The sequence below is a fragment of the Pseudomonas atacamensis genome (assembly GCF_017167965.1).
Taxonomy (GTDB): Bacteria; Pseudomonadota; Gammaproteobacteria; order Pseudomonadales; family Pseudomonadaceae; genus Aquipseudomonas; species Aquipseudomonas atacamensis.
The window spans coordinates 2,807,453-2,828,315 of the sequence record NZ_CP070503.1 but is presented as its reverse complement, the minus strand read 5'-3'; the positions used below and the strand labels follow the sequence as shown (position 1 = coordinate 2,828,315).

General features: G+C 60.1%; 17 protein-coding genes. 9 read left to right on the top strand and 8 right to left on the bottom strand.

Going from position 1 to position 20,863, the window contains the following annotated elements; translation table 11 throughout:
* Positions 1-372: 372 nt before the first annotated feature.
* The gene (locus JWU58_RS12940; RefSeq protein ID WP_041480274.1) at positions 373-1,395 is read right to left on the bottom strand and encodes a zinc-dependent alcohol dehydrogenase family protein; all 1,023 of its coding nucleotides are present in this window, start codon (positions 1,393-1,395) and stop codon (positions 373-375) included.
* Between the two features lie 270 nt (positions 1,396-1,665).
* Between JWU58_RS12940 and JWU58_RS12935 the strand changes: the two genes are divergently transcribed.
* From JWU58_RS12935 to JWU58_RS12925, 3 genes are all read left to right on the top strand, one after another.
* Positions 1,666-2,580 (top strand): LysR family transcriptional regulator, encoded by a 915-nt coding sequence (locus JWU58_RS12935; protein WP_016774850.1) that lies wholly within the window; start codon positions 1,666-1,668, stop codon positions 2,578-2,580.
* A 143-nt stretch (positions 2,581-2,723) separates the two neighbouring features.
* Positions 2,724-3,014 (top strand): type II toxin-antitoxin system ParD family antitoxin, encoded by a 291-nt coding sequence (locus JWU58_RS12930; RefSeq protein ID WP_076562760.1) that lies wholly within the window; start codon positions 2,724-2,726, stop codon positions 3,012-3,014.
* 2 nt (positions 3,015-3,016) lie between these two features.
* Positions 3,017-3,388 (top strand): type II toxin-antitoxin system RelE/ParE family toxin, encoded by a 372-nt coding sequence (locus tag JWU58_RS12925; protein WP_206422105.1) that lies wholly within the window; start codon positions 3,017-3,019, stop codon positions 3,386-3,388.
* Between the two features lie 83 nt (positions 3,389-3,471).
* Here JWU58_RS12925 and JWU58_RS12920 read toward each other — a convergent pair whose 3' ends face one another.
* From JWU58_RS12920 to gcvA, 3 genes are all read right to left on the bottom strand, one after another.
* Entirely contained in the window at positions 3,472-4,233 is a 762-nt protein-coding gene (locus JWU58_RS12920) for an SDR family oxidoreductase (protein ID WP_206422104.1), read from the bottom strand.
* Between the two features lie 29 nt (positions 4,234-4,262).
* Positions 4,263-5,090 carry a DMT family transporter gene (locus JWU58_RS12915; RefSeq protein WP_206422103.1) on the bottom strand — a complete coding sequence of 276 codons (828 nt, stop codon included), beginning with the start codon at positions 5,088-5,090 and terminating at the stop codon, positions 4,263-4,265.
* Positions 5,091-5,165: 75 nt separating this feature from the next.
* Complete coding sequence (gene gcvA / locus JWU58_RS12910) at positions 5,166-6,071, bottom strand: transcriptional regulator GcvA (protein ID WP_206422102.1); 906 nt, start codon at positions 6,069-6,071, stop codon at positions 5,166-5,168.
* A gap of 370 nt (positions 6,072-6,441) precedes the next feature.
* On the opposite strand from gcvA, the gene mexE reads away from it, so the two are divergent.
* Genes mexE through JWU58_RS12895 form a run of 3 tightly spaced genes read left to right on the top strand, consistent with a single transcriptional unit; the run spans position 6,442 to position 12,320 of the window.
* Complete coding sequence (gene mexE, locus JWU58_RS12905) at positions 6,442-7,695, top strand: multidrug efflux RND transporter periplasmic adaptor subunit MexE (protein WP_024013077.1); 1,254 nt, start codon at positions 6,442-6,444, stop codon at positions 7,693-7,695.
* A 15-nt stretch (positions 7,696-7,710) separates the two neighbouring features.
* Complete coding sequence (locus tag JWU58_RS12900) at positions 7,711-10,902, top strand: efflux RND transporter permease subunit (protein ID WP_024013078.1); 3,192 nt, start codon at positions 7,711-7,713, stop codon at positions 10,900-10,902.
* Complete coding sequence (locus tag JWU58_RS12895) at positions 10,899-12,320, top strand: efflux transporter outer membrane subunit (protein WP_016774854.1); 1,422 nt, start codon at positions 10,899-10,901, stop codon at positions 12,318-12,320. The genes JWU58_RS12900 and JWU58_RS12895 overlap by 4 nt, the downstream gene beginning before the upstream one ends.
* A gap of 233 nt (positions 12,321-12,553) precedes the next feature.
* On the opposite strand, the gene JWU58_RS12890 is transcribed toward JWU58_RS12895, so the two are convergent.
* Genes JWU58_RS12890 through JWU58_RS12880 form a run of 3 tightly spaced genes read right to left on the bottom strand, consistent with a single transcriptional unit; the run spans position 12,554 to position 15,828 of the window.
* Positions 12,554-13,477 (bottom strand): HlyD family secretion protein, encoded by a 924-nt coding sequence (locus JWU58_RS12890; RefSeq protein WP_420893289.1) that lies wholly within the window; start codon positions 13,475-13,477, stop codon positions 12,554-12,556.
* 25 nt (positions 13,478-13,502) lie between these two features.
* Positions 13,503-13,703, bottom strand: a complete 201-nt coding sequence (locus JWU58_RS12885; RefSeq protein WP_016774855.1) for a DUF1656 domain-containing protein — start codon at positions 13,701-13,703, stop codon at positions 13,503-13,505.
* Positions 13,693-15,828 (bottom strand): FUSC family protein, encoded by a 2,136-nt coding sequence (locus tag JWU58_RS12880; protein WP_206422100.1) that lies wholly within the window; start codon positions 15,826-15,828, stop codon positions 13,693-13,695. The genes JWU58_RS12885 and JWU58_RS12880 overlap by 11 nt, the downstream gene beginning before the upstream one ends.
* A gap of 170 nt (positions 15,829-15,998) precedes the next feature.
* On the opposite strand from JWU58_RS12880, the gene JWU58_RS12875 reads away from it, so the two are divergent.
* From JWU58_RS12875 to JWU58_RS12865, 3 genes are all read left to right on the top strand, one after another.
* On the top strand, positions 15,999-17,054 hold the full coding sequence (locus JWU58_RS12875) for a tetratricopeptide repeat protein (RefSeq protein ID WP_206422099.1): 1,056 nt from the start codon (positions 15,999-16,001) through the stop codon (positions 17,052-17,054).
* A 133-nt stretch (positions 17,055-17,187) separates the two neighbouring features.
* Positions 17,188-18,690, top strand: coding sequence for an ATPase domain-containing protein (locus JWU58_RS12870; RefSeq protein WP_024013082.1), 1,503 nt, complete (start codon positions 17,188-17,190; stop codon positions 18,688-18,690).
* Positions 18,687-20,357 (top strand): ATP-binding protein, encoded by a 1,671-nt coding sequence (locus tag JWU58_RS12865; protein ID WP_016774859.1) that lies wholly within the window; start codon positions 18,687-18,689, stop codon positions 20,355-20,357. The genes JWU58_RS12870 and JWU58_RS12865 overlap by 4 nt, the downstream gene beginning before the upstream one ends.
* A 91-nt stretch (positions 20,358-20,448) precedes the next feature.
* Here JWU58_RS12865 and JWU58_RS12860 read toward each other — a convergent pair whose 3' ends face one another.
* The gene (locus JWU58_RS12860) at positions 20,449-20,826 is read right to left on the bottom strand and encodes a response regulator (protein WP_016774860.1); all 378 of its coding nucleotides are present in this window, start codon (positions 20,824-20,826) and stop codon (positions 20,449-20,451) included.
* Positions 20,827-20,863: the final 37 nt, after the last annotated feature.

Here is a 20,863-nt window from a genome sequence, read left to right as displayed (position 1 = left end):
TCATTGGGCTTTCGCCATTCGCAAATGATCTGAGGAAACTTCCCACAACGTCCCACGACAAATCATTACAAGAAAAGGAGAAGCAACTTCCGAAACGCCCTACAGCAATTAAACAGAAATTGACGAAGCCAGCCGAGCCAGCCATTTGATATTGCCTTGGACAAATTGAATGCACAGCCATAGCTCATTCCTTGAGATGAAAGTAATCATTCAATTATCAGTGCTTATAGTGTGATTAGAAGATACAGATCGAAGGCAAAAACCAGTTCAGTTGCTGAAGGGCCGATGCTTCGATATCGGGAAGGGTTTACTGACAGCGGAGGATCTAAACAGAAAAGAGTCCGTGGCGGCCACGGACTCTGATGAGCGGATTTACGCGGTTTCCACTTGCAGGGCCACTCGCTCGCGGCATGGGCATTCGTCCATGTAGCGATGCGCTTCGACGAACTCGTTGAACGGGAATACACGCGTCTTGAGCGGCAGGAGCACGCGGTCAGCGGTCAACTGGTTGATGTCACGCAAAGCACGCTGCAGAGCGACGTGGTCCTGGACAATGCCCAGCTCCGGCTTGCCGGTGAAGTTGCCGATGCAGTGCACAAAGAACTGGATGTTCTTCTGAAACGCCGCACACGCCGGGAACGGGGTCTGGTTACCACCTTGCAAGCCGTACAGCACCAGACTGCCGCGTGGTGCCAGCACATCGCCGAGCAACGACATCTGCGGGCCGCCAAGACCATCGAACACCACATCGACGCCGCGGTTGTCGGTGATCTTGTTGATGCGCATCAACAGATCTTCCTCTTCGGTGACGATGACCTTCTCCGCACCGAGGGACAGCAGGTACTCCCGCTCCTCCGCCGATTTGGTCGCGGCGATCACTCGCACACCCAGCGCTTTGCCCAATTGCACAAACGACGGGCCGGCGCAGTGGCTGGCGTCAGTCACCAGCGCAAATTGACCGGGTTTGACCCGTGCCAGATCGGCATAAGCGAAGTAGGCGATCAGCAGCGGCGTGTAATGCACGCTCGCTTCGATCGGGCTGAGCACATCGGGATAACGGGTCAGCGCGGTGCGCGGCAGAACGATCGACTCGCCATAAACCGGATAGTCGTTCGGGCTTTCCGCTGGAAAGCTGGCCACTTTGTCGCCGACGGACAGATCGTCGACATCAGCGCCCACCGCAGTGACCACGCCAGCCATTTCATGACCGAGGCCCGAAGGCAGACGTGCCTGGGACGACGCCAGATTCTGGCGCCACAGGGTGTCGTACCAACTGATGCCGATTGCCTCGACACGCACCTGCACTTCGCCAGGACCTGGCTGAGCAGCCGCATGCTCTTCGCATTTGAGCACCTCGGCCGGACCAAACTTGTGAAAACGGATCGTGCGGGACATCGCAAACCTCGTCAAAGTAACCTCTAATGCCATGAACTCTATCTGGGCTTTGGACCCAAGACCATCAGTGGCTATTAATAGTCGACATGCCTGTCATTGATTCCGCATCAAGGGCGGCATTGGCAAATTCCATGAAAAAAGGCCTGCCACCGTCGCAGTAAAGCTGAATTTTCCGGTGCAGAGTACCAGCCTTTCCCCGTAAGATTCATGCCGGCCATTGTTCTCATATGGTCGCCCTCGTCAAGTTTGATGACTCTGCCAGGACTCCAGATGAATCGTAATGACCTGCGTCGTGTCGACCTGAACCTGCTGATCGTGTTCGAAACATTGATGCACGAACGCAGTGTGACTCGGGCCGCGGAAAAATTGTTCCTCGGCCAACCGGCTATCAGTGCGGCCTTGTCGCGCCTGCGCAGCCTGTTTGACGATCCCTTGTTTGTCCGCACCGGCCGCAGCATGGAGCCGTCCGCCCGCGCGGTGGAAATCTTCGCCCTGCTCTCGCCCGCCCTTGATTCGATCTCGACCGCCGTCAGTCGTGCCGCCGATTTCGATCCGGCGACCAGCACGTCGGTGTTCCGCATTGGATTATCCGACGACGTCGAATTCGCCCTGCTGCCCATGCTGCTCAAGCGCCTGCGCGCCGAAGCACCAGGCATCGTCCTCGTCGTGCGGCGGGTCAACTACATCTTGATGCCTGGCCTGCTCGCCTCCGGCGAGATTTCCATCGGCGTCAGCTACACCACCGACCTGCCGGCCAACGCCAAGCGCAAGGTCCTGCGCCGCAGTGCACCGAAGCTGCTGCGCGCCGACACCGTGCCGGGGCCGCTGAGCCTGGACGACTACTGCGCCCGACCGCACGCACTGGTGTCGTTCGCTGGCGACCTCAGTGGTTTTGTCGATGAAGAACTGGAAAAACTCGGACGCAAACGGCACGTGGTGCTGGCAGTGCCGCAGTTCAACGGACTGGGCACGCTGCTGGCGGGCACCGATATCGTCGCGACCGTGCCGGATTACACGGCTGAGGCACTGACGGCGGCTGGCGGTTTGCGGGCTGAAGATCCACCGCTGCCGACGCGTACGTTTGAACTGCACATGGCTTGGCGTGGCTCGCAGGATAACGACCCGGGAGAGCGGTGGTTGAGGTCGCGGATTCAGATGTTTTTTGGAGATCCGGATAGTCTTTAGGTATCGTCGGCTAGGGTGCGTTATCGGAAGTACCGTAGAACGCACCCCGTCGGAATCAGATCCCGATTCAATATCCGGGCGGGCAAATTGGCATAATATGCCAATGTTCGTAAGTACCGGTTTGGCCAGCACTGGAGATAATTATGGCGACCCGAAACGTAGTGCTCACTCCACACCAGGAACAGGTTATTCATGACCTTGTCCAGTCAGGCCGGTATCAGAATGCCAGTGAGGTAATGCGCGAAGGCTTGCGGCTGTTGGAGCAGCGCGTCGCCGAAGATACCGCCAAAATCGAGGCACTGCGTCAGGCGACCTCGATCGGCATCATGGATCTTGAGCGTGGGCGTTTTACTCAGGTGAACGAAGGGGATCTGGAACATTACCTTGAAGGCTTGAGCCAGGAGGCTACCCTCCCCGCGCGCGAGAAACACTGAGGATGCCGCGATATCGGATTTCCAACCCCGCGCGCGCCGACATTGTCGACATACTCAGACTCTCCCATACCCAGTTCGGCGACCAGGCCCGCCAGCGCTACCAAGCGCTGATCCTTGCAGCGCTCCAAGCGCTGGCCGACAAGCCTTATCGCATTGGCAGCCATGACCGCGATGAGCTTGCACCAGGCCTCCGCAGCTATCACCTCATCTATTCGCGCCAGCAGGCGAAACCCACTCATGGAACGGTCAAGAGCCCGCGCCATATCGTGTTCTATCGCGTGGCAAATGACGACGTGATCGAGGTCGTCAGACTCCTTCATGACGCCATGGAAGCGCATTTGCACTTGCCTGCGGCTGAACGACCGACCCCATGACCTGACTGGCCAAGAACAGGAAAATCAGGCGCCCCCTCTGAATCTGGACCCTGAAAGCCCTTTAGCCTCTTTCCCGACCCGAATCACTTGCCGCCAGTCACATCCAGAAAAGTCCCGGTGACAAACGAGGCCTCCGCGCTGGCCAGCCACAAGATGGCCCGCGCCACCTCTTCCGGCTGACCGCCCCGCCCCATGGGGATAGTGTCCTTCACGCGATCCACCCGCCCCGGCTCGCCGCCGCTGGCGTGCATGTCGGTATAGATGTGCCCCGGGCGAATGCAGTTGACCCGAATACCCTCGCGCGCGACTTCTTTGGCAAAGCCGACGGTGAAAGTTTCCAGCGCGCCTTTCGATGCTGCGTAGTCAACGTATTCATTCGGGCTGCCCAAGCGCGCCGAGGCAGAAGAAACGTTGATCACTGCCCCACCTGTGCCGCCGTGCCGATAAGCCATGCGCTTCACCGCTTGCTGCGCGCACAGGATCGGTCCCAGAGCATTGACCGCGAAGATGCGCTGCATGCGTTCAAAGCTCAGGTCCTCCATGCGTGACTGTTTTGCCAGAACGCCAGCGTTATTGACCAGAACATCGATCCGTCCAAATGAGCGATCGAGCGCCGAGAACAGTTCAGCAACCTGCTCGGGGTCAGCACTGTCAGCACGCAGCGCGAGGCCCTTGCGCCCCAACGCTTCGATATCCGCCACCACCTCAAGAGCGGCGGACTCGTTGGCAACGTAGCTGATGGCAACGTCGTAGCCTTGCGCGGCAGCGAATCGGGCGGTGGCGGCGCCGACTCCGCGACTGCCGCCGGTGATCAGAATCAGCGGGGCCTGCGAAACGTTATCCATGCGACGTTCTCCTGAGCAGTTGGGCTGTGTCAGCCGATGATGATGGCGCCGCTGGCGATGACCACGCACGCCAGCATCCTGCGGACGGTGAGCTTTTCACCGAGGAACAAATAGCCGAGCAATGCGGCAAACAACACGCTGGTTTCGCGCAAGGCCGACACCGCGCCCAGTGGCGCTTCGTTCATCGCGTAGATAACGATTGCGTAGGCCAGCAACGAGACCAGTCCGCCGACCGCAGCGGTCAGCATTCCGGGCCGTACGGAAAACAGACTGCGAGCATCGCGCAGGCCGATATACACCAGCGGCATCAGCACGCCCCACAGTGCGCTCATCCAAACCGTGTAAGCCAGAGGCGCCCCCGACAGTCTGGCGCCAATGCCATCGACCATGCTGTAGGCAGCGATGAAACAACCGGTGCCCAGCGCATACGGCAGGCTCGGCACCGACAGGCTGCGCCCGCGAAAGGCCAGGGAAATGATTCCGCCGGATACCAGACCGATGCCGAGCAGCTCAGCGGGAGTAATGGTTTCGCCGGCAAACAGCGCGGCGCCAAGGGTGATCAGCGCCGGTGACGAGCCGCGGGAAATCGGATAGATCTGCCCAAGGTCGCCGACCCGATAGCTGCGCACCAGGAACAGGTTGTAGCCGACATGCAGCAGTGCCGAGAGCAGCGCATACCCCCAGCTCTCAGGTGCAGGCGCGGCCATGAAAAAGGTGGCAATGAGGCAGACGATGGCGATGGCCACGCACATTATTGTCATCGACCAGAGCCGATCGGCACCGCCGCGCAGCAGCGCGTTCCAGCTGGCGTGCAGGAGCGCGGCGAACAGAACGAGGAGTACGAGATGGATTGGCATGCGGCATTTTAGTCATCGCCGCAGCCCACATTACAGAGAAGTCTCTTCATCCAGTCATGAGCAATACCTCATGACTCAGTGCTGCGCGCCCTGCACTTTCAACGCCTCACTGAGCAACCACTCGCGAAATTTGAGGATATGCGGCTGGGCTTCGATGCCTTTGGGACAGACGAAATAATAGGCAAGCGGCGATGTGAACGGCACATCGAACAGCCTCAGCAAGCGGCCGTCGCCGATTTCATTTTCGACATGCCCGCTGCGCACCAGCGCCACACCCTGGCCGAGCAATGCAGCTTCGACAGTCATGTTGGTGTCGCCAAACCTTACGCTTTCGCGCAGCGGCGAAAATGCCAGCCCGACGGACTCAAACCACACCTCCCATTTCGGCGCCAACTCGGCGCCGTCGCGAATCAGCAACGGCAACTGCAGCAAATCGGCGGGAGCGCCCGGCATGCCGACACGCTGCAGCATCTCGGGGCTGGCCACGGGAAACACTTGCTCCCCAAACAGAAACTCCGAATACAGACCGGGATTATTGCCCTTGCCCAAACGAATGGCGACATCAGCTTCGCCGCTGGCGAAATGGATGATCTTGTCCGTGGTATCCAGCGACACCAACAGCTCCGGGTGCAGGCGCGACAGGTTCGGCAAGCGTGGCAGCAGCCACTTCAACGCGAACGAATAGGTGGTGCTGACGGTCAGGCGAACCCTGTCCTTTTGCTCGCGCAGATCCTCCAGCGTTGCTTCAAGGCTCATGAAAAACTCGCGCACGATCGGCGCCAGCGTCGCCCCCGCTGTTGTAAGGCGTAACGCCTTGCCGCGCTCGAACAATTGCAAGCCCCAAAGTTCTTCAAGGTGCCGGAGCTGATGACTGACGGCGCTTTGGGTTACGTGCAGTTCTAGAGCGGCAGCCGTGAACGTCGGGTGCCGAGTGGCCACTTCGAAAGCCCGCAGGGTCGCGGTCGGGGGCAGGTCTCGCATAAAAATGATCCGGGGACGGTAAATATCAGAGCATGAGGTTACGCTCATGTTAGAGCGAAACTCCCTTGATTGCCCGTTCCGCGACATTGGCGTATTGCTCCGGCAAGTGGGCGAGGTGCTGATAACAGCGAGGCATTTAATCGCCGGATAATCCTCCGCGCGCAGCTTCGGTCGCAATCATTGCAGATCAAGCAACACAGAATTGCCTTCAGGCCGATTGATAGCCCCCTAACGAAAGGTGCATGCTAGAGGGCTGCCTCGGCTCTTATATCATTCCGAATGATAGTTACCTTTGCTTCATTCGATTCGTGCCATCACACCCGCGCCGAGCATCATCCGCCCATCTTCAATACTTCGGCGGATTGCATCCATGGAACAATCACTCAAACATTTGCGCTTCCCGTTGGCCATGCTGGCCGTACTGGTGATGAGCGCCTGCGGCAAAACTCCGGAGACTGCCGGTGCCCCGCCCGCTGCCAAAGTCAGCGTGGCCAAGGTGCTGGAACAACCGGTCAACGAGTGGGACGAATTTACCGGGCGCCTCGAAGCGCCGGAAACCGTTGAAATCCGCCCACGGGTTTCGGGCCAGATCGATCAGGTCGCGTTCACCGAAGGCGCGTTGGTCAAGAAAGGCGACCTGCTGTTCCAGATCGACCCGCGTCCGTTCCAGGCTGAGGTACGCCGCCTCGAAGCTCTGGTTGCTCAAGCCCGCGCCACCGCCACTCGCAGCGAAAACGAAGCCGCTCGCGGTGAACGTCTGCGTGCCAGCAATGCCATTTCCGCTGAACTGGCCGACTCGCGCACCAGCGCCGCCCAAGAAGCCCGCGCCGCCGTTGGTGCCCTGCAGGCACAACTGGACCTGGCCAAACTGAACCTGAGCTTCACCCGCGTGACCGCACCGATCAGCGGCCGCGTCAGCCGCGCCGAAATCACTGCCGGCAACCTGGTGACCGCCGACACCACCGCGCTGACCAGCGTCGTCTCAACCGACAAGGTCTACGCCTACTTCGACGCCGACGAACGCGTGTTCCTCAAATACACCCAACTGGCCCGCAACGGTCAGCGCGGCGCAACCACGCCGGTGTACATGGGCCTGTCCAACGAAGACGGCAACCCGCACCTCGGCCAGATGAACTTCGTCGACAACCAGGTCAATCCGAAAACCGGCACCATCCGTGGTCGCGCAGTCTTCGACAACGCTGACGGCACCTACACCCCGGGCTTGTACGCACGGCTGAAACTGGTCGGCAGCGGCACCTACAACGCCATGCTGATCAATGACGAAGCCGTGGGCACTGACCTGGGCAAGAAGTTCGTGCTGGTGATGGATGGCGACAACAAGACCGCCTACCGCGCCGTCGAACTCGGTCCGAAGATCGAAGGCCTGCGCATCGTCCGCAACGGTCTGAACAAGGACGACACGATCATCGTCAAGGGTCTGCAACGGGTTCGTCCTGGCTCACCGGTCACCCCTGAAGTGATTCCGATGGCCAGCGAGCAGACCCTCGCCGCCCTCGCTCAACAACGTCAAGCGCTGGAAGCCAGCAACCTGCCCAAAGTTGCCCCTGCCAAGGGCGCATCGGGTTCGGCTGCGAAGCTGGCCGCTACGACCCCACGCGGTTAAGGGACGACAACTCCGATGAATTTTTCCCAATTCTTCATTTCCCGGCCGATCTTCGCAGCGGTGCTGTCGCTGTTGATCCTGATCGCCGGTGCGATCTCGCTGTTCCAGTTGCCGATCAGCGAATACCCGGAAGTCGTGCCGCCGACCGTGGTCGTGCGCGCCAACTTCCCGGGCGCTAACCCCAAAGTCATCGGTGAAACCGTGGCCGCTCCGCTGGAGCAAGCCATCACCGGCGTCGAGAACATGCTGTACATGTCCTCGCAATCGACCGCTGACGGCAAGATCACCCTGACCATTACCTTCGCCCTGGGCACTGACCTGGACAACGCGCAGGTGCAGGTGCAGAACCGGGTGACCCGGACCGAGCCGAAGCTTCCCGAGGAAGTGACGCGTATCGGTATCACCGTCGACAAGGCTTCGCCAGACCTGACCATGGTTGTGCACTTGACCTCACCGGACAAGCGCTACGACATGCTCTACCTGTCCAACTACGCAATCCTCAACATCAAGGATGAGCTGGCTCGCCTGGGTGGTGTCGGTGACGTGCAGTTGTTTGGTATGGGCGACTACTCGCTGCGCGTCTGGCTTGATCCGAACAAGACCGCTTCGCGCAATCTGACCGCGACCGATGTGGTGACCGCGATTCGCGAGCAGAACCGTCAGGTCGCCGCCGGTCAACTGGGCGCGCCCCCTGCCCCGACCGCGCAAAGCTTCCAGCTGTCGGTCAACACTCAAGGCCGTCTGGTTTCCGAGGAAGAGTTCGAGAACATCGTCATTCGTGCAGGCGACGACGGTGAGATCACTCGCCTGAAGGACATTGCGCGCATTGAACTGGGTTCCAGCCAATACGCCTTGCGCTCGCTGCTGAACAATCAGCCGGCGGTGGCAATCCCGATCTTCCAGCGTCCCGGTTCCAACGCCATCGACATTTCCAACGAAGTGCGCGGCAAGATGGAAGAGCTGAAGAAAGGCTTCCCGCAGGGCATGGATTACAGCATCGTGTATGACCCGACGATCTTCGTCCGTGGCTCGATCGAAGCGGTGGTTCACACCCTGTTCGAAGCGCTGATCCTTGTGGTGCTGGTGGTGATTCTGTTCCTGCAGACCTGGCGCGCCTCGATCATCCCGTTGGTGGCGGTACCGGTATCGTTGATCGGTACGTTTGCGGTCATGCACCTGTTCGGCTTCTCGCTCAACGCCCTGTCGCTGTTCGGCCTGGTGCTGGCCATCGGTATCGTGGTGGACGACGCCATCGTCGTGGTGGAGAACGTCGAACGGAACATCGAACTCGGACTGACGCCGGTCGAAGCGACCAAGCGCGCCATGCGTGAAGTGACCGGGCCGATCGTGGCCACGGCACTGGTGCTGTGTGCCGTGTTCATTCCGGCGGCATTCATTTCCGGCCTCACCGGGCAGTTCTACAAACAGTTCGCACTGACCATCGCGATCTCGACAGTGATCTCGGCGTTCAACTCGCTGACCTTGTCGCCAGCGCTGGCTGCTGTGTTGCTGAAGAGTCACGACGCGCCGAAAGACCGCTTCTCGAAAGTGCTCGACAGAATCTTCGGTGGCTGGCTGTTCCGTCCGTTCAACCGTTTCTTCGACCGTGCCAGTCATGGCTACGTCGGCACCGTGCGCCGGGTTATCCGCAGCAGCGGCATTGCCCTGCTCGTGTATGCAGGCCTGATGGTGCTGACCTTCTTCGGTTTCTCCAGCACGCCGACCGGTTTCGTACCCGGCCAGGACAAGCAATACCTGGTGGCCTTCGCGCAATTGCCGGATGCCGCGAGCCTGGATCGCACCGAAGACGTGATCAAGCGCATGTCCGACCTCGCGCTGAAACAGCCGGGCGTGGAAAGCGCCGTAGCGTTCCCGGGCCTGTCGATCAACGGTTTCACCAACAGCCCGAACGCCGGCATCGTCTTCGTGACGCTGAAACCGTTCGACGAGCGTAAAGACCCGAGCATGTCCGCCGGTGCGATTGCCGGCGCCTTGAACGGCCAGTACGCGAACATTCAGGAAGCGTACATGGCGATATTCCCGCCACCGCCGGTACAAGGCCTGGGCACCATTGGTGGTTTCCGCCTGCAGATCGAAGACCGGGGCAACCTCGGCTACGACGAGCTGTACAAAGAAACTATGAACATCATCAACAAGAGCCACAACGTGCCGGAACTGGCCGGCCTGTTCACCAGCTACACGGTGAATGTGCCGCAGGTCGATGCCGCCATCGACCGCGAAAAAGCCAAGACCCATGGCGTGGCCGTCAGCGACATCTTCGACACCCTGCAGATCTACTTGGGTTCGCTGTATGCCAACGACTTCAACCGCTTCGGGCGCACCTATCAGGTCAACGTTCAGGCCGAACAGCAGTTCCGTCTTGAATCCGATCAGATTGGTCAGCTGAAAGTACGCAACAACAAAGGCGAAATGATTCCGCTGGCGACCTTCATCAAGGTCAGCGACACCTCGGGACCGGATCGCGTGATGCACTACAACGGCTTCATCACCGCTGAAATCAACGGTGCCGCAGCCCCGGGCTATAGCTCTGGCCAGGCAGAAAAAGCCATCGAGAAACTGCTCAAGGAAGAACTTCCGAACGGCATGACCTACGAATGGACCGACCTGACCTACCAGCAGATTCTGTCTGGCAACACCGCGCTGTTCGTGTTCCCGCTCTGCGTACTGCTGGCGTTCCTGGTGCTCGCCGCACAATACGAAAGCTGGAGCCTGCCACTGGCGGTGATCCTGATCGTACCGATGACCCTGCTGTCGGCCATTACCGGTGTGATCATCTCCGGCGGTGACAACAACATCTTCACCCAGATCGGCTTGATCGTACTGGTGGGACTTGCCTGTAAAAACGCGATTCTCATCGTCGAGTTCGCCAAGGATAAACAGGAAGAAGGCCTCGACCCGCTCGCAGCGGTACTGGAAGCCTGCCGCCTGCGTCTGCGGCCGATTCTGATGACCTCGTTCGCGTTCATCATGGGTGTGGTGCCACTGGTGTTCTCCAGCGGAGCCGGTGCCGAGATGCGTCACGCCATGGGTGTGGCGGTGTTCTCCGGGATGCTCGGGGTGACCTTCTTCGGTCTGCTGCTGACGCCAGTGTTCTACGTACTGATCCGTAACTTTGTCGAACGCGGCGAGCAGCGCAAAGCAGCCAAGGCGCACACTCTTCAAAAGCCACTGGAGGCGCAACAATGAGTCTGAAAGTCTTCCTGCCGAGTCTGCTGGTGCTGGCCCTCAGCGCCTGCGCCGTCGGCCCCGACTACAAGACCCCAGCTACGGAGGCGGCCAATATCACCACTGCCACCGACGGCGCCGCCGGGCAAAAGAACTTCGACCGTTCGAAATTCGAAGGCATCTGGTGGCAGCAATTCGACGATCCGACCCTGAACCAGTTGGTGAGCCAGTCGCTGCAAGGTAACCGTGAACTGCGCGTGGCGTTCGCCCGCTGGAAAGCCGCCCGGGCGATCCGCGACGACGCCAGCAACGACGCGATGCCTACCATCACCAGCCGCGCCAGCAGTGACTTGGGCAAGGGCCAGATTCCCGGCCAGACCACCGACCGGGTCAATAGCGAGCGCTATGACCTCGGTCTGGACATGGCCTGGGAGCTCGACCTGTTCGGCCGCATCCAGCGCAATCTGGAAGCCAGTGATGCCGACCAGCAGGCCGCCGAAGCCGATCTGTATCAGCTGCAAGTCACCATGATTGCCGAACTGGTCGATGCCTACGGTCAACTGCGCGGCGCCCAGCTGCGAGAAAAAATCGCCGTGGCCAACCTGAACAACCAGCAGGAGTCGCGCAAGATCACCATCAGCCTGCGTGACGCCGGTGTCGGTGATCAGCTTGATGTCGAGCGCGCCGATGCGCGTCTGGCCAACGTCGAAGCCACCGTGCCGCAGTTGCAGGCGGAACAGGTTCGGCAGAAAAACCGTATCGCCACCCTGCTCGGCGAACGCCCGGACAAACTGACCGTCGACCTGAGCCCGAAAGATCTGCCGGCCATCGCCAAGGCGCTGCCGATCGGTGATCCGGGTGAACTGCTGCAACGTCGTCCGGACATCCTCAGCGCCGAGCGGCAATTGGCTTCGGCCACTGCGCGCATCGGCGTGGCCAAAGCCGACCTGTTCCCCCGGGTCAGCCTCAGCGGCTTCCTCGGGTGGACGGCCGGACGTGGCTCGCAGATCGGTTCCTCGGCAGCCAACGCCTGGGCACTCGGCCCGAGCATCACCTGGGCTGCGTTTGACCTCGGCAGCGTCCGCGCCCGTTTGCGCGGCGCCGATGCTGACGCCGAAGGCGCGCTGGCCAACTACGAGCAACAGGTGCTGCTGGCGCTGGAAGAATCGGAAAACGCCTTCAGCGATTACGGCAAGCGTCAGCAACGTTTGATCTCGCTGATCCGTCAGAGCGAATCGAGTCGCAAGGCTGCCGATCTGGCAGAAATCCGTTATCGCGAAGGCACCACCGATTTCCTCGTCCTGCTCGACGCCCAGCGTGAGCGCCTGAACGCCGAAGACACTCAGGCCCAGGCCGAAGTCGAGCTGTATCGCGGCATCGTCGCAATCTACAAGGCCCTCGGCGGTGGCTGGCAACCTGAGACAGTTGCCAGCAAGTAAAGATTGTTAAAGAGCTCCTTTGGTTGGCCGCAACCAACCAAATTTTTTGCCCCGCGTATCATTCGGTCGCGGGGTTTTTTTATGCCTTTGTGCAGCACAAGGTTTCTTGTTGATCGTACCCACGCTCCGCGTGGGAATGCCTCGAGGGACGCTCCGCGTCCAGTGACGCGGAGCGTCACGGGCTGCATTCCCACGCGGAGCGTGGGAACGATCAACACAGCTCCTACCGGGGATCAGGGTTCCAGGACGGTGACGGTGGCGGTTGTACCGGCGCGCAGGCGATGCTTGCCGGCAAAGTCGCCATCGATACCGATACGCACCGGCACCCGTTGCGCCAGTTTCACCCAGGTGTAACTCGGGTTGATGTTCGCCAGCAGACGACTGCCCGGCGCGTTTTCGCGGTCGGCGATGGCGAAGGCGATGCTTTCTACCGTGCCGCCGAAACGCTCACCGCTCATCAATTGAATGCGTACCCGATCACCCTCCTCGATTCGCGGCAGCTTGGTTTCCTCGAAGTAACCACTGACATAGAACGAATCGCTGTCGACCAGCGCCAGCAGTGCGCCGCCGGCTTGTGCATAGTCACCCTGGCGGGTCAGCAGGTTGGTCACGTAACCGCTCACTGGCGATTCAACGCGGGTGCGCTGCAAGTCCAGTTCGGCTTGGGTCAGCGCGGCAATTGCCAGTTGCACATTGGCTTCGGCCAGCCCGAGGTTGGCCTGATTGCGCAACAGATCCGCCTGGGCAACCGCCACGTCGGTACTGGCCTTCTCCCATTCTTCACCGGAAATCGCGAAGCCCTGTTTCAGCGTGCGCCGCCGGCGCTCCTCGCTTTGACGTTGTTTGAGCAACGCCTCACTGGCGACGATTGCCGCTTGCGATTGCCCCAGCGAGGCCTTGGACACTTCAACCGAACGCCGGGCGTGCTCGACCGCCAGTTGATAGCGCGCCGGATCGATCTCCAGCAACAATTGGCCCTTGTCGACATGCTGGTTGTCCTGCACTGCCAGTTTGACGATTCGCCCCGAAACATCCGCCGACAGCGTCACCACATCCGACCTCACCCGAGCATCCCGTGTCCACGGCGCGCGGGTGTAATACTCCCAGGCGAACCAGCCGAGGACGATCGCCAGGATCACCACTGCCACGGTCATCATTCGTGCAACTAGTGCTTTCAAGACATCAGGCTCCCATCAACAGAATCAGCGTGGCGCAGACACAGGCATACAGTGCGCCTTCGAACAGTGCTTCATGCCACACCAGGCGCAGCACGCCGAGGCGCCGCAGACACCAGTCCAGCAACATGAAAATCGGAATCGCCAGTAACAGTGCCTGGGCAATCGGCGGCAGATAAACCCCGCCAATTTCGAAATCAATGGGCAAGTTGCGGTTCTCCTTCCAGGCCTTGAGGTTGCAAATAGTCGCCGTGCCGCTCGAGGAACGACACCACAATCAGCAGCGCCACACGCATGCGAAACACCGACCATAGATGTTCATGACTGACGGCGTGCAGCTCGTCCAGCTCGTCTCCGAGCTGGTGCAACGTGGCCAGCAGCGCCGCAAGCTGGACATCGTCGCGACCGGCAACCAAACGACCAGTCTTGCGCAACGCCGACGCCAGGCGTTGGCCGAACGCATCGGTAAGTAGCGCGTTGTTCTGCGCCTGCTGTCGCAGCTGATGCATCGCCACGCCCAGGGCCACGCATGCCAGGCTGATTTCATACAAACGCTGCATGGCACGATCGTTCGCCGCTGGCAGCAGGCCGAGCATGCTGGTCAGGCGATCGGTCATCCGACTCTCGAAAGCGAATTGTTGTTCATCGGTCGCAGGCAATTTGCTCAGCTGGTACACCTGCTCCCGCGCTTCGCCGTACAGGCGGCGGATGCGCAAGCCCGGGCGGAACGGGAAGATCAGCGCATAAACGATCAGGGCCAGCATCGCTGCGCTGACGTAGGCGCCGGCAAATTCGAACCATTGAATCGCTGTGTTCTGCCCAGTGCCGGTATTTTGCGGTCCGAGCATGAGAAAACTGGACAGGCCAAGGCCCATGCCGATACCGGCGGTGGCCGGACTGGAAATGCCCACAGCAATGGCATACAGCAGCGGCGCCAGCAGCAAGGCCAGCAGCTCGAAATCACTGATCGCCGGCACCAGCATGAATTGATAGAACGCCGACACCACCAGCGCCAGACCCAAGCCTCGCGCATAGCTTTGCGCAGCCATCAGCGGACGCGGAAAAGTCGCCATCAGCGAGCAGAGAATCCCCACCAGAATCATTCCGCCGCGCGCGCCATCCCAGGCCGTTTCGATCCAGATCAACCCGCTGACCAACAGCGCGGTAAAGGCGCGGATCGCATTCATCGAGGCCAGGGTGAAATCCAGATGCAACGGACTGCTCTGGCCGCGATAGAGACAACTGGCCGGGCGCCCTTCCTGAATCGCGTCGCTCAGTTCGAGGATCTGCTCAAGTTGCTGCAACAGGCGCGCCTGCTCCCAACGCAGCGCCCAAGCCAATGAACGCAGGGTCGCGCTCATGTTCTCGGTCTGCTGCTCGGCCTTGTACGCCAATGCTTCGAACTGTTGCTGCAAGGTGACGAAACGCTGCCGATCGGCGCCAGACAGCGCGCGGCCCTGTTGCGCCAGCTGCTCAAGCAACGCCAGTTCCTCGGCACGCAGCTGCTGGACCTCCAGCGGCAGATCGCCCTCCCAGCGTTCGATGAGCAATTCACGCTGATGACGCAGCGCGGTCAGTCGCGACGTCAGCAGCATCAGTTGGTTGCCGAGCAGCAATACCAGGTTGTCGGCACTGCGCAAACGTGGGGCATCGAAATACAAATGACGTCGTAAACCTTCCAGTGCGCTGATCTCGCCGAGCAGCTGCATTTGCCTACGCTGGAAATCGGCTTCGCTTTCTTCCGTACGAAGCACCTCGGCAGCGTGGCTGGCCGCCAGTTTGATGACCTGATCGATTTTGGCGAAATAGCCCTTGGCGACGGCTTCAGGCCGGGCCGTCAGCAAACTGACCACACAGACACAGGCCACCGCCAACAAAGTTTCGGTGACACGGGTAACCGCTAGCAGAAAGGTGCCGTCCTGATCCGGAATCGCCAGCAAGGCCACAACCACTGCGGTGTAGCCACTAAGCACGAACGCCTGGGAACTGGTGTAGCGCAGCAAGGTGCCGCCCGCCGTGCACAGCGCCAGCCACAACGCCAATGTCGTGATGAACGGCAGCGGCGCCTGAGGGAAAATCGCCATGATCAGCACCGCCACCGCCGCACCCACGGTGGTGCCGATCACCTGGCCGAAACTGCGCGCCAGTGCCATCCCTGCCAGTGGCTGGCTGACGATGACCACGGCCATGATTGACCACTTCGGCTGTTCGAGATCGAAGATGAACGCCAGATAAAGGGTCAACAGCCCGGCGGCGATGGTCCGCAGGGCAAACAGCAGAACAGCCTGACCGGGATGGATCAAAGCCTTGAAATAGGTGTACAGCGCAGACATGGGCACTCTCTTTAAAACGACTTCTGCAAGCGTAGACATTGCAGCAAAAGCCTGACGGATTTCACAGTCGACACGTGTTGTAGGACGATTCGCTGGCAACGGTTTGACTCACGCGCCAAGCTGAACGAAGCTTGCCGCTCTGCTCAAGTTCGAAGCTTTCGGAAACCCGCATGACTCAGTCCCGCCGCAACCTGCTGATCGGCTTAGGCCTCGTACTGATCCTCGGCGTCGTCTGGCTGTCCTGGCGCAGCAGCACTCCGACCATTCCCGATGCTATCAAACATGGCTACAGCGAAGCGCTGAACGCCGCGCGCACCGGTGAACCCGGAGCGGCGCGCCAGTTGTACCAGCAATTGGGCCGCCCGGACATCTCGGTCAAGCGCCGGGTCTGGCTGCATGGCGAACTGCCCAACTACCCCAGTCCGCAGGCGTTGAAGCTGGCGGACATCGACTTGCATCACGAAGCGCCGCAAGTGCGCGTCGCAGCGATCAAAAGCATCGTCGGTCTGGTGCCCGGCGGCCAGCGCAGTCTGCTGCTCGGGCCGTTGCTCGATGATGAAGAACAAACTGTCCGTTTCGCCGCGATCAATGCCCTGCTCGGCCTGGCCCCGGACGAGCTCGGCCTGTATTTCGCACCGCTACAGCAGACCATCGACGGCTGGCAACAGACCCTGGAAAGCCAGCCGGAAAGCGCCGCCAACTATGCGCAACTGGCCCGTCTCTATATTCACAACGCCGAATACAAGCTGGCCCAACAGGCTTTGGACAATACCCTGCGTCTGGAACCCGGTAACCTGGCGGCGCTGGTCATGCAGATCGATGTGCTCGACCGCCAGGGCCAGAGCGATGCCGCTCGCCAGTTGCTCGCCCGCCAACTCAAGGCGCAGCCTGATTCCGCCTATTTGCAACATGCCCTCGGTCTGTGGCTGCTGCACCATGGCCAGCGCGAATACGCCCTGCTCGGCCTGTCCAAAGCGGTCGAGCTGGAACCGGACAACAAGGATTATCGCTACGACCTCGCCACCACCCTGCACAGCGCTGAAGAACTGGAAGCGGCGCAGAAACAACTGCAGGAAATCGTTCAGCGCCACCCCGCCGACCGCAAGGCGCGGGTGTTGTTGATCAACTATTGGAAGGAAAGCGGCCAATTGCAGAATGTGCAGATTCTGCTGGCGCAACTGGAGCAGCTGAATCCGGACGACCCGGCCCTGCAACAGGGTCTTTAATCAAGGTAAAGCGGGTGCAATCAACCACCTGTCGAAAGAAAAAGCGGAACCGTGAACATGCCCTGAGGTCAAGTTATTCAGGCGGTTCACTTAAGCCAGCCGCCGGATTACCCTAGTCATAAGAGGGCGTTTTTTGACTACATCAAACGAGTTGATCAGTGCAAAGGCCGCCGTCGGCATTGTAGGTCTGGATGACATCCTTGCCGGTGGCCTGTCTCGCGGCCATGTGTTTTTGCTCGAGGGGGAACCCGGAACCGGCAAAACCACCGTGGCTTTGCATTTCCTCCGCGCCGGTGCGCTGGCCGGGGAACGCTGCTTGTACATCACTCTCTCGGAAACCGAGAAAGAACTGCGTCAAGGTGCGCTCTCCCACGGCTGGGAGCTGAACGAAAACATCAAGATCTTCGAGCTGACACCGCCGGAAAGCCTGCTCAATGCCGAACATCAGCAAAGCCTGCTGTATTCCTCGGACCTTGAACTGGGCGAGGCGACCAGGCAGATTTTCGAAGTGGTCGAACGCTTCAAGCCGACCCGCGTTGTGCTCGACAGCCTTTCGGAGATTCGTCTGCTGGCGCAGAGCTCCTTACGCTATCGTCGGCAGATTCTGGCGATCAAGCACTACTTTGTGCGCTACGACGCCACCGTCCTGCTGCTCGATGACCTGACCACAGAATCCCTCGACAAGACCGTGCACAGTGTCGCCCACGGCGTGATCCGCCTTGAAGAGCTGACGCCTAGCTACGGCGCCGAGCGTCGTCGGGTACGAGTGGTCAAGTATCGCGGGCAGAAATACCGTGGCGGTTTCCACGATTTCACCATCATGGGCGACGGCGTCCATGTTTTCCCACGCTTGGTAGCGGCGGAACATCGCGGCGACTACCCACGTCTGCAGCTGTCCAGCGGCATCCCGCAAATGGACGCCCTGCTCGGCGGCGGCATCGAGACCGGTTCCAGCACGCTGATTCTCGGCCCGGCCGGTACCGGCAAATCGATGATTTCGATGATCTTCGCCGCCGCAGCGGTGGCCCGAGGCGAAAAAGCCGCGCTGTTCATTTTCGATGAAGAGCTGGGCCTGCTGTTCGAACGCATGCGTCATCTCGGCATCGACCTCAAAGCCTTGCAGGCCACCGGTAATCTGCTGATCGAACAGGTAGACGCCGCCGAATTGTCTCCCGGTGAGTTGTCCCATCGCGTGCGCCGTTGCGTCGATGAGCTGGGTATCAAAACCGTGGTGATCGACAGCATTAACGGCTATCAAGCGGCGATGCCGGAAGAAAACGCGCTGGTGCTGCACATGCACGAGCTGCTGCTGTACCTTAACCGCAAAGGCGCGGCGACTTTCATGACGGTCGCCCAGCACGGTCTGGTGGGCGATATGCAGGCGCCGGTTGATATCACTTACCTGGCCGACACGGTGATTCTGTTGCGCTACTTCGAAGCCCTCGGCAAAGTCCGCCGGGCGATCTCGATTATCAAAAAACGTACCGGCAACCACGAGTCGACCATCCGTGAATACCGGATTTCCTCGCGTGGCATGACCATCGGCCAACCGCTGGAATCCTTCCAGGGCGTGCTGCGTGGCGTGCCGACCTACATGGGAGCGAGCAATCCATTGCTTGAGGATGAAAGCTTGTGACGGTCAACACGCCGTTGGCCGAGCGGGTGCTGGTGCTGGCGCCCATGGGTCGCGACAGCCAGATCGCGTTGATGATTCTCAACGAAGCCGGTTACGGCGGCATGGTGGCGCCGAATCTCGGCGCTCTGTGCACCGAACTGGAGGTCGGCGCCGGGTTGCTGCTGATTGCTGCTGAAGCGCTGCGCGGACCGGAACTGGAAGGGCTTATCGCCTACCTTGACCAGCAACCCGCGTGGTCGGACATGCCCATCGTGCTGCTGACTCATCATGGCGGCGATGAACAAGGTCCGCCGTCGCGTCTCAGCACCCTGCTCGGCAACGTGACTTTTCTCGAGCGCCCCTTCCATCCCGCGACGCTGGTCAGTCTGGTCTCCGCCGCCCTGCGCGGGCGGCGACGACAATATGAAGCACGCGATCGGCTGATCGACCTGAGTGAAAGCGAACGACGCCTGCAATCGACTCTGGAAACCCTCGAGCAACAGGTTGAAGAGCGCACCGCACAACTTCGCCACAACGAAGAAGCGCTGCGCCAATCGCAGAAAATGGAAGCGGTCGGCCAACTTACTGGCGGCATTGCTCACGACTTCAACAATATGCTCACCGGCATCATCGGTAGCCTGGAACTGCTGCGCCGACGTCTGGCCCGGGGCCGCACCGAAGACCTCGACAGTCTGATCGATCTAGGCGTGACCTCCGCCAACCGCGCCGCCGGCCTCACCCACCGCTTGTTGGCGTTCTCGCGTCGGCAATCCCTCGACCCAAAAGCCGTGCAAATGAACACGCTGGTGCTGTCGATGGGCGAGTTGCTGCAACGCAGCCTCAATGAGAGCATTCATCTGGAAATGCGCCTGGACGACAACCTCTGGGTTGCCGAGGCCGATCCCAATCAACTCGAGAGCGCCCTGCTCAACCTGGTCATCAATGCCCGCGATGCGATGCCCGAGGGCGGCAAACTGGTGGTGGAAACCAGCAATCAGGTCCTGCATAGCGACTTCACTGCCGCTTACAGCAATCTGGAGCCGGGCGATTACGTGATGCTCAGCGTGACTGACAACGGTAGCGGCATGCCGCAGAGTGTGGTCAGCCGCGCGTTCGATCCGTTCTTTACGACCAAGCCGATCGGCCAGGGCACCGGCCTCGGACTGTCGATGATCTATGGCTTCAGCAAGCAGTCGCGCGGGCATGTGTCGATCGACAGTGAAGTCGATCAAGGCACCACGGTAAAACTCTACCTGCCGCGTTTCCGTGGTGAAGAAGTGGAAATTCCCGTCTCGGATTCGCAGCAGGCTCCGTATGCGATGGATGGCGAAACCGTACTCATCGTCGAAGACGATCCGGCTGTGCGCGTGTTGGTCAGCGCCGTGCTCAGTGAGTTGGGTTATGCGTTCGTGGAGGCCGGTGATGCCGACGGCGCCATGCCGATTCTAAATTCGACGCAGCGTATTGATTTGCTCATCAGCGACGTTGGCCTGCCGGGGATGAACGGTCGTCAACTGGCGGAGGTTGGTCGGCAATACCGGCCAGGTCTGAAAGTGTTGTTCATCACCGGTTATGCCGAGCACGCGGCGGTGCGCGGTGGCTTCCTCGACTCGGGAATGCAGATGATCACCAAGCCCTTCACCTTTGATCTGCTCACCGCCAAGGTGCGCGAGATGATCAATAGCTGAATCTACAGGAGCTGCCGAAGGCTGCGATCTTTTGACCTTGATCTATAAAAAGCAAAATCAAAAGATCGCAGCCTTCGGCAGCTCCAACATATCAGGCCAGCAATTCCTGAATCTTTTCCTGCAGCACATCCAGATCGAACGGTTTTTCCAGGATCGGTGCCTTGCTGGTGATCGGGCTGCCGGTTTCACGGATTTCCTGCGGGTAGCCGCTGATGAAAATCACTTTGAGGTCCGGTCGCAATTTCACCGCTGGCTCGGCAATCTGCACGCCGGAGATCCCGCCCGGCAGGCGGAAATCGGTAATCAGCATGTCCAGGTGAGGTTTGCTGGCGAGGATCTCGAAAGCCTGCTCGCCATTTTCCGCTTGCAACACGCGATAGCCCTGCCCTGACAGGTAATCCGTCAGGACCATCAAGATAACCGGTTCGTCTTCGACGACGAGTACTACATCTTGCGCATCTACGCTCATGGGAAGCCTTTGTTCGGTCAATAGCTGCTGATACGAC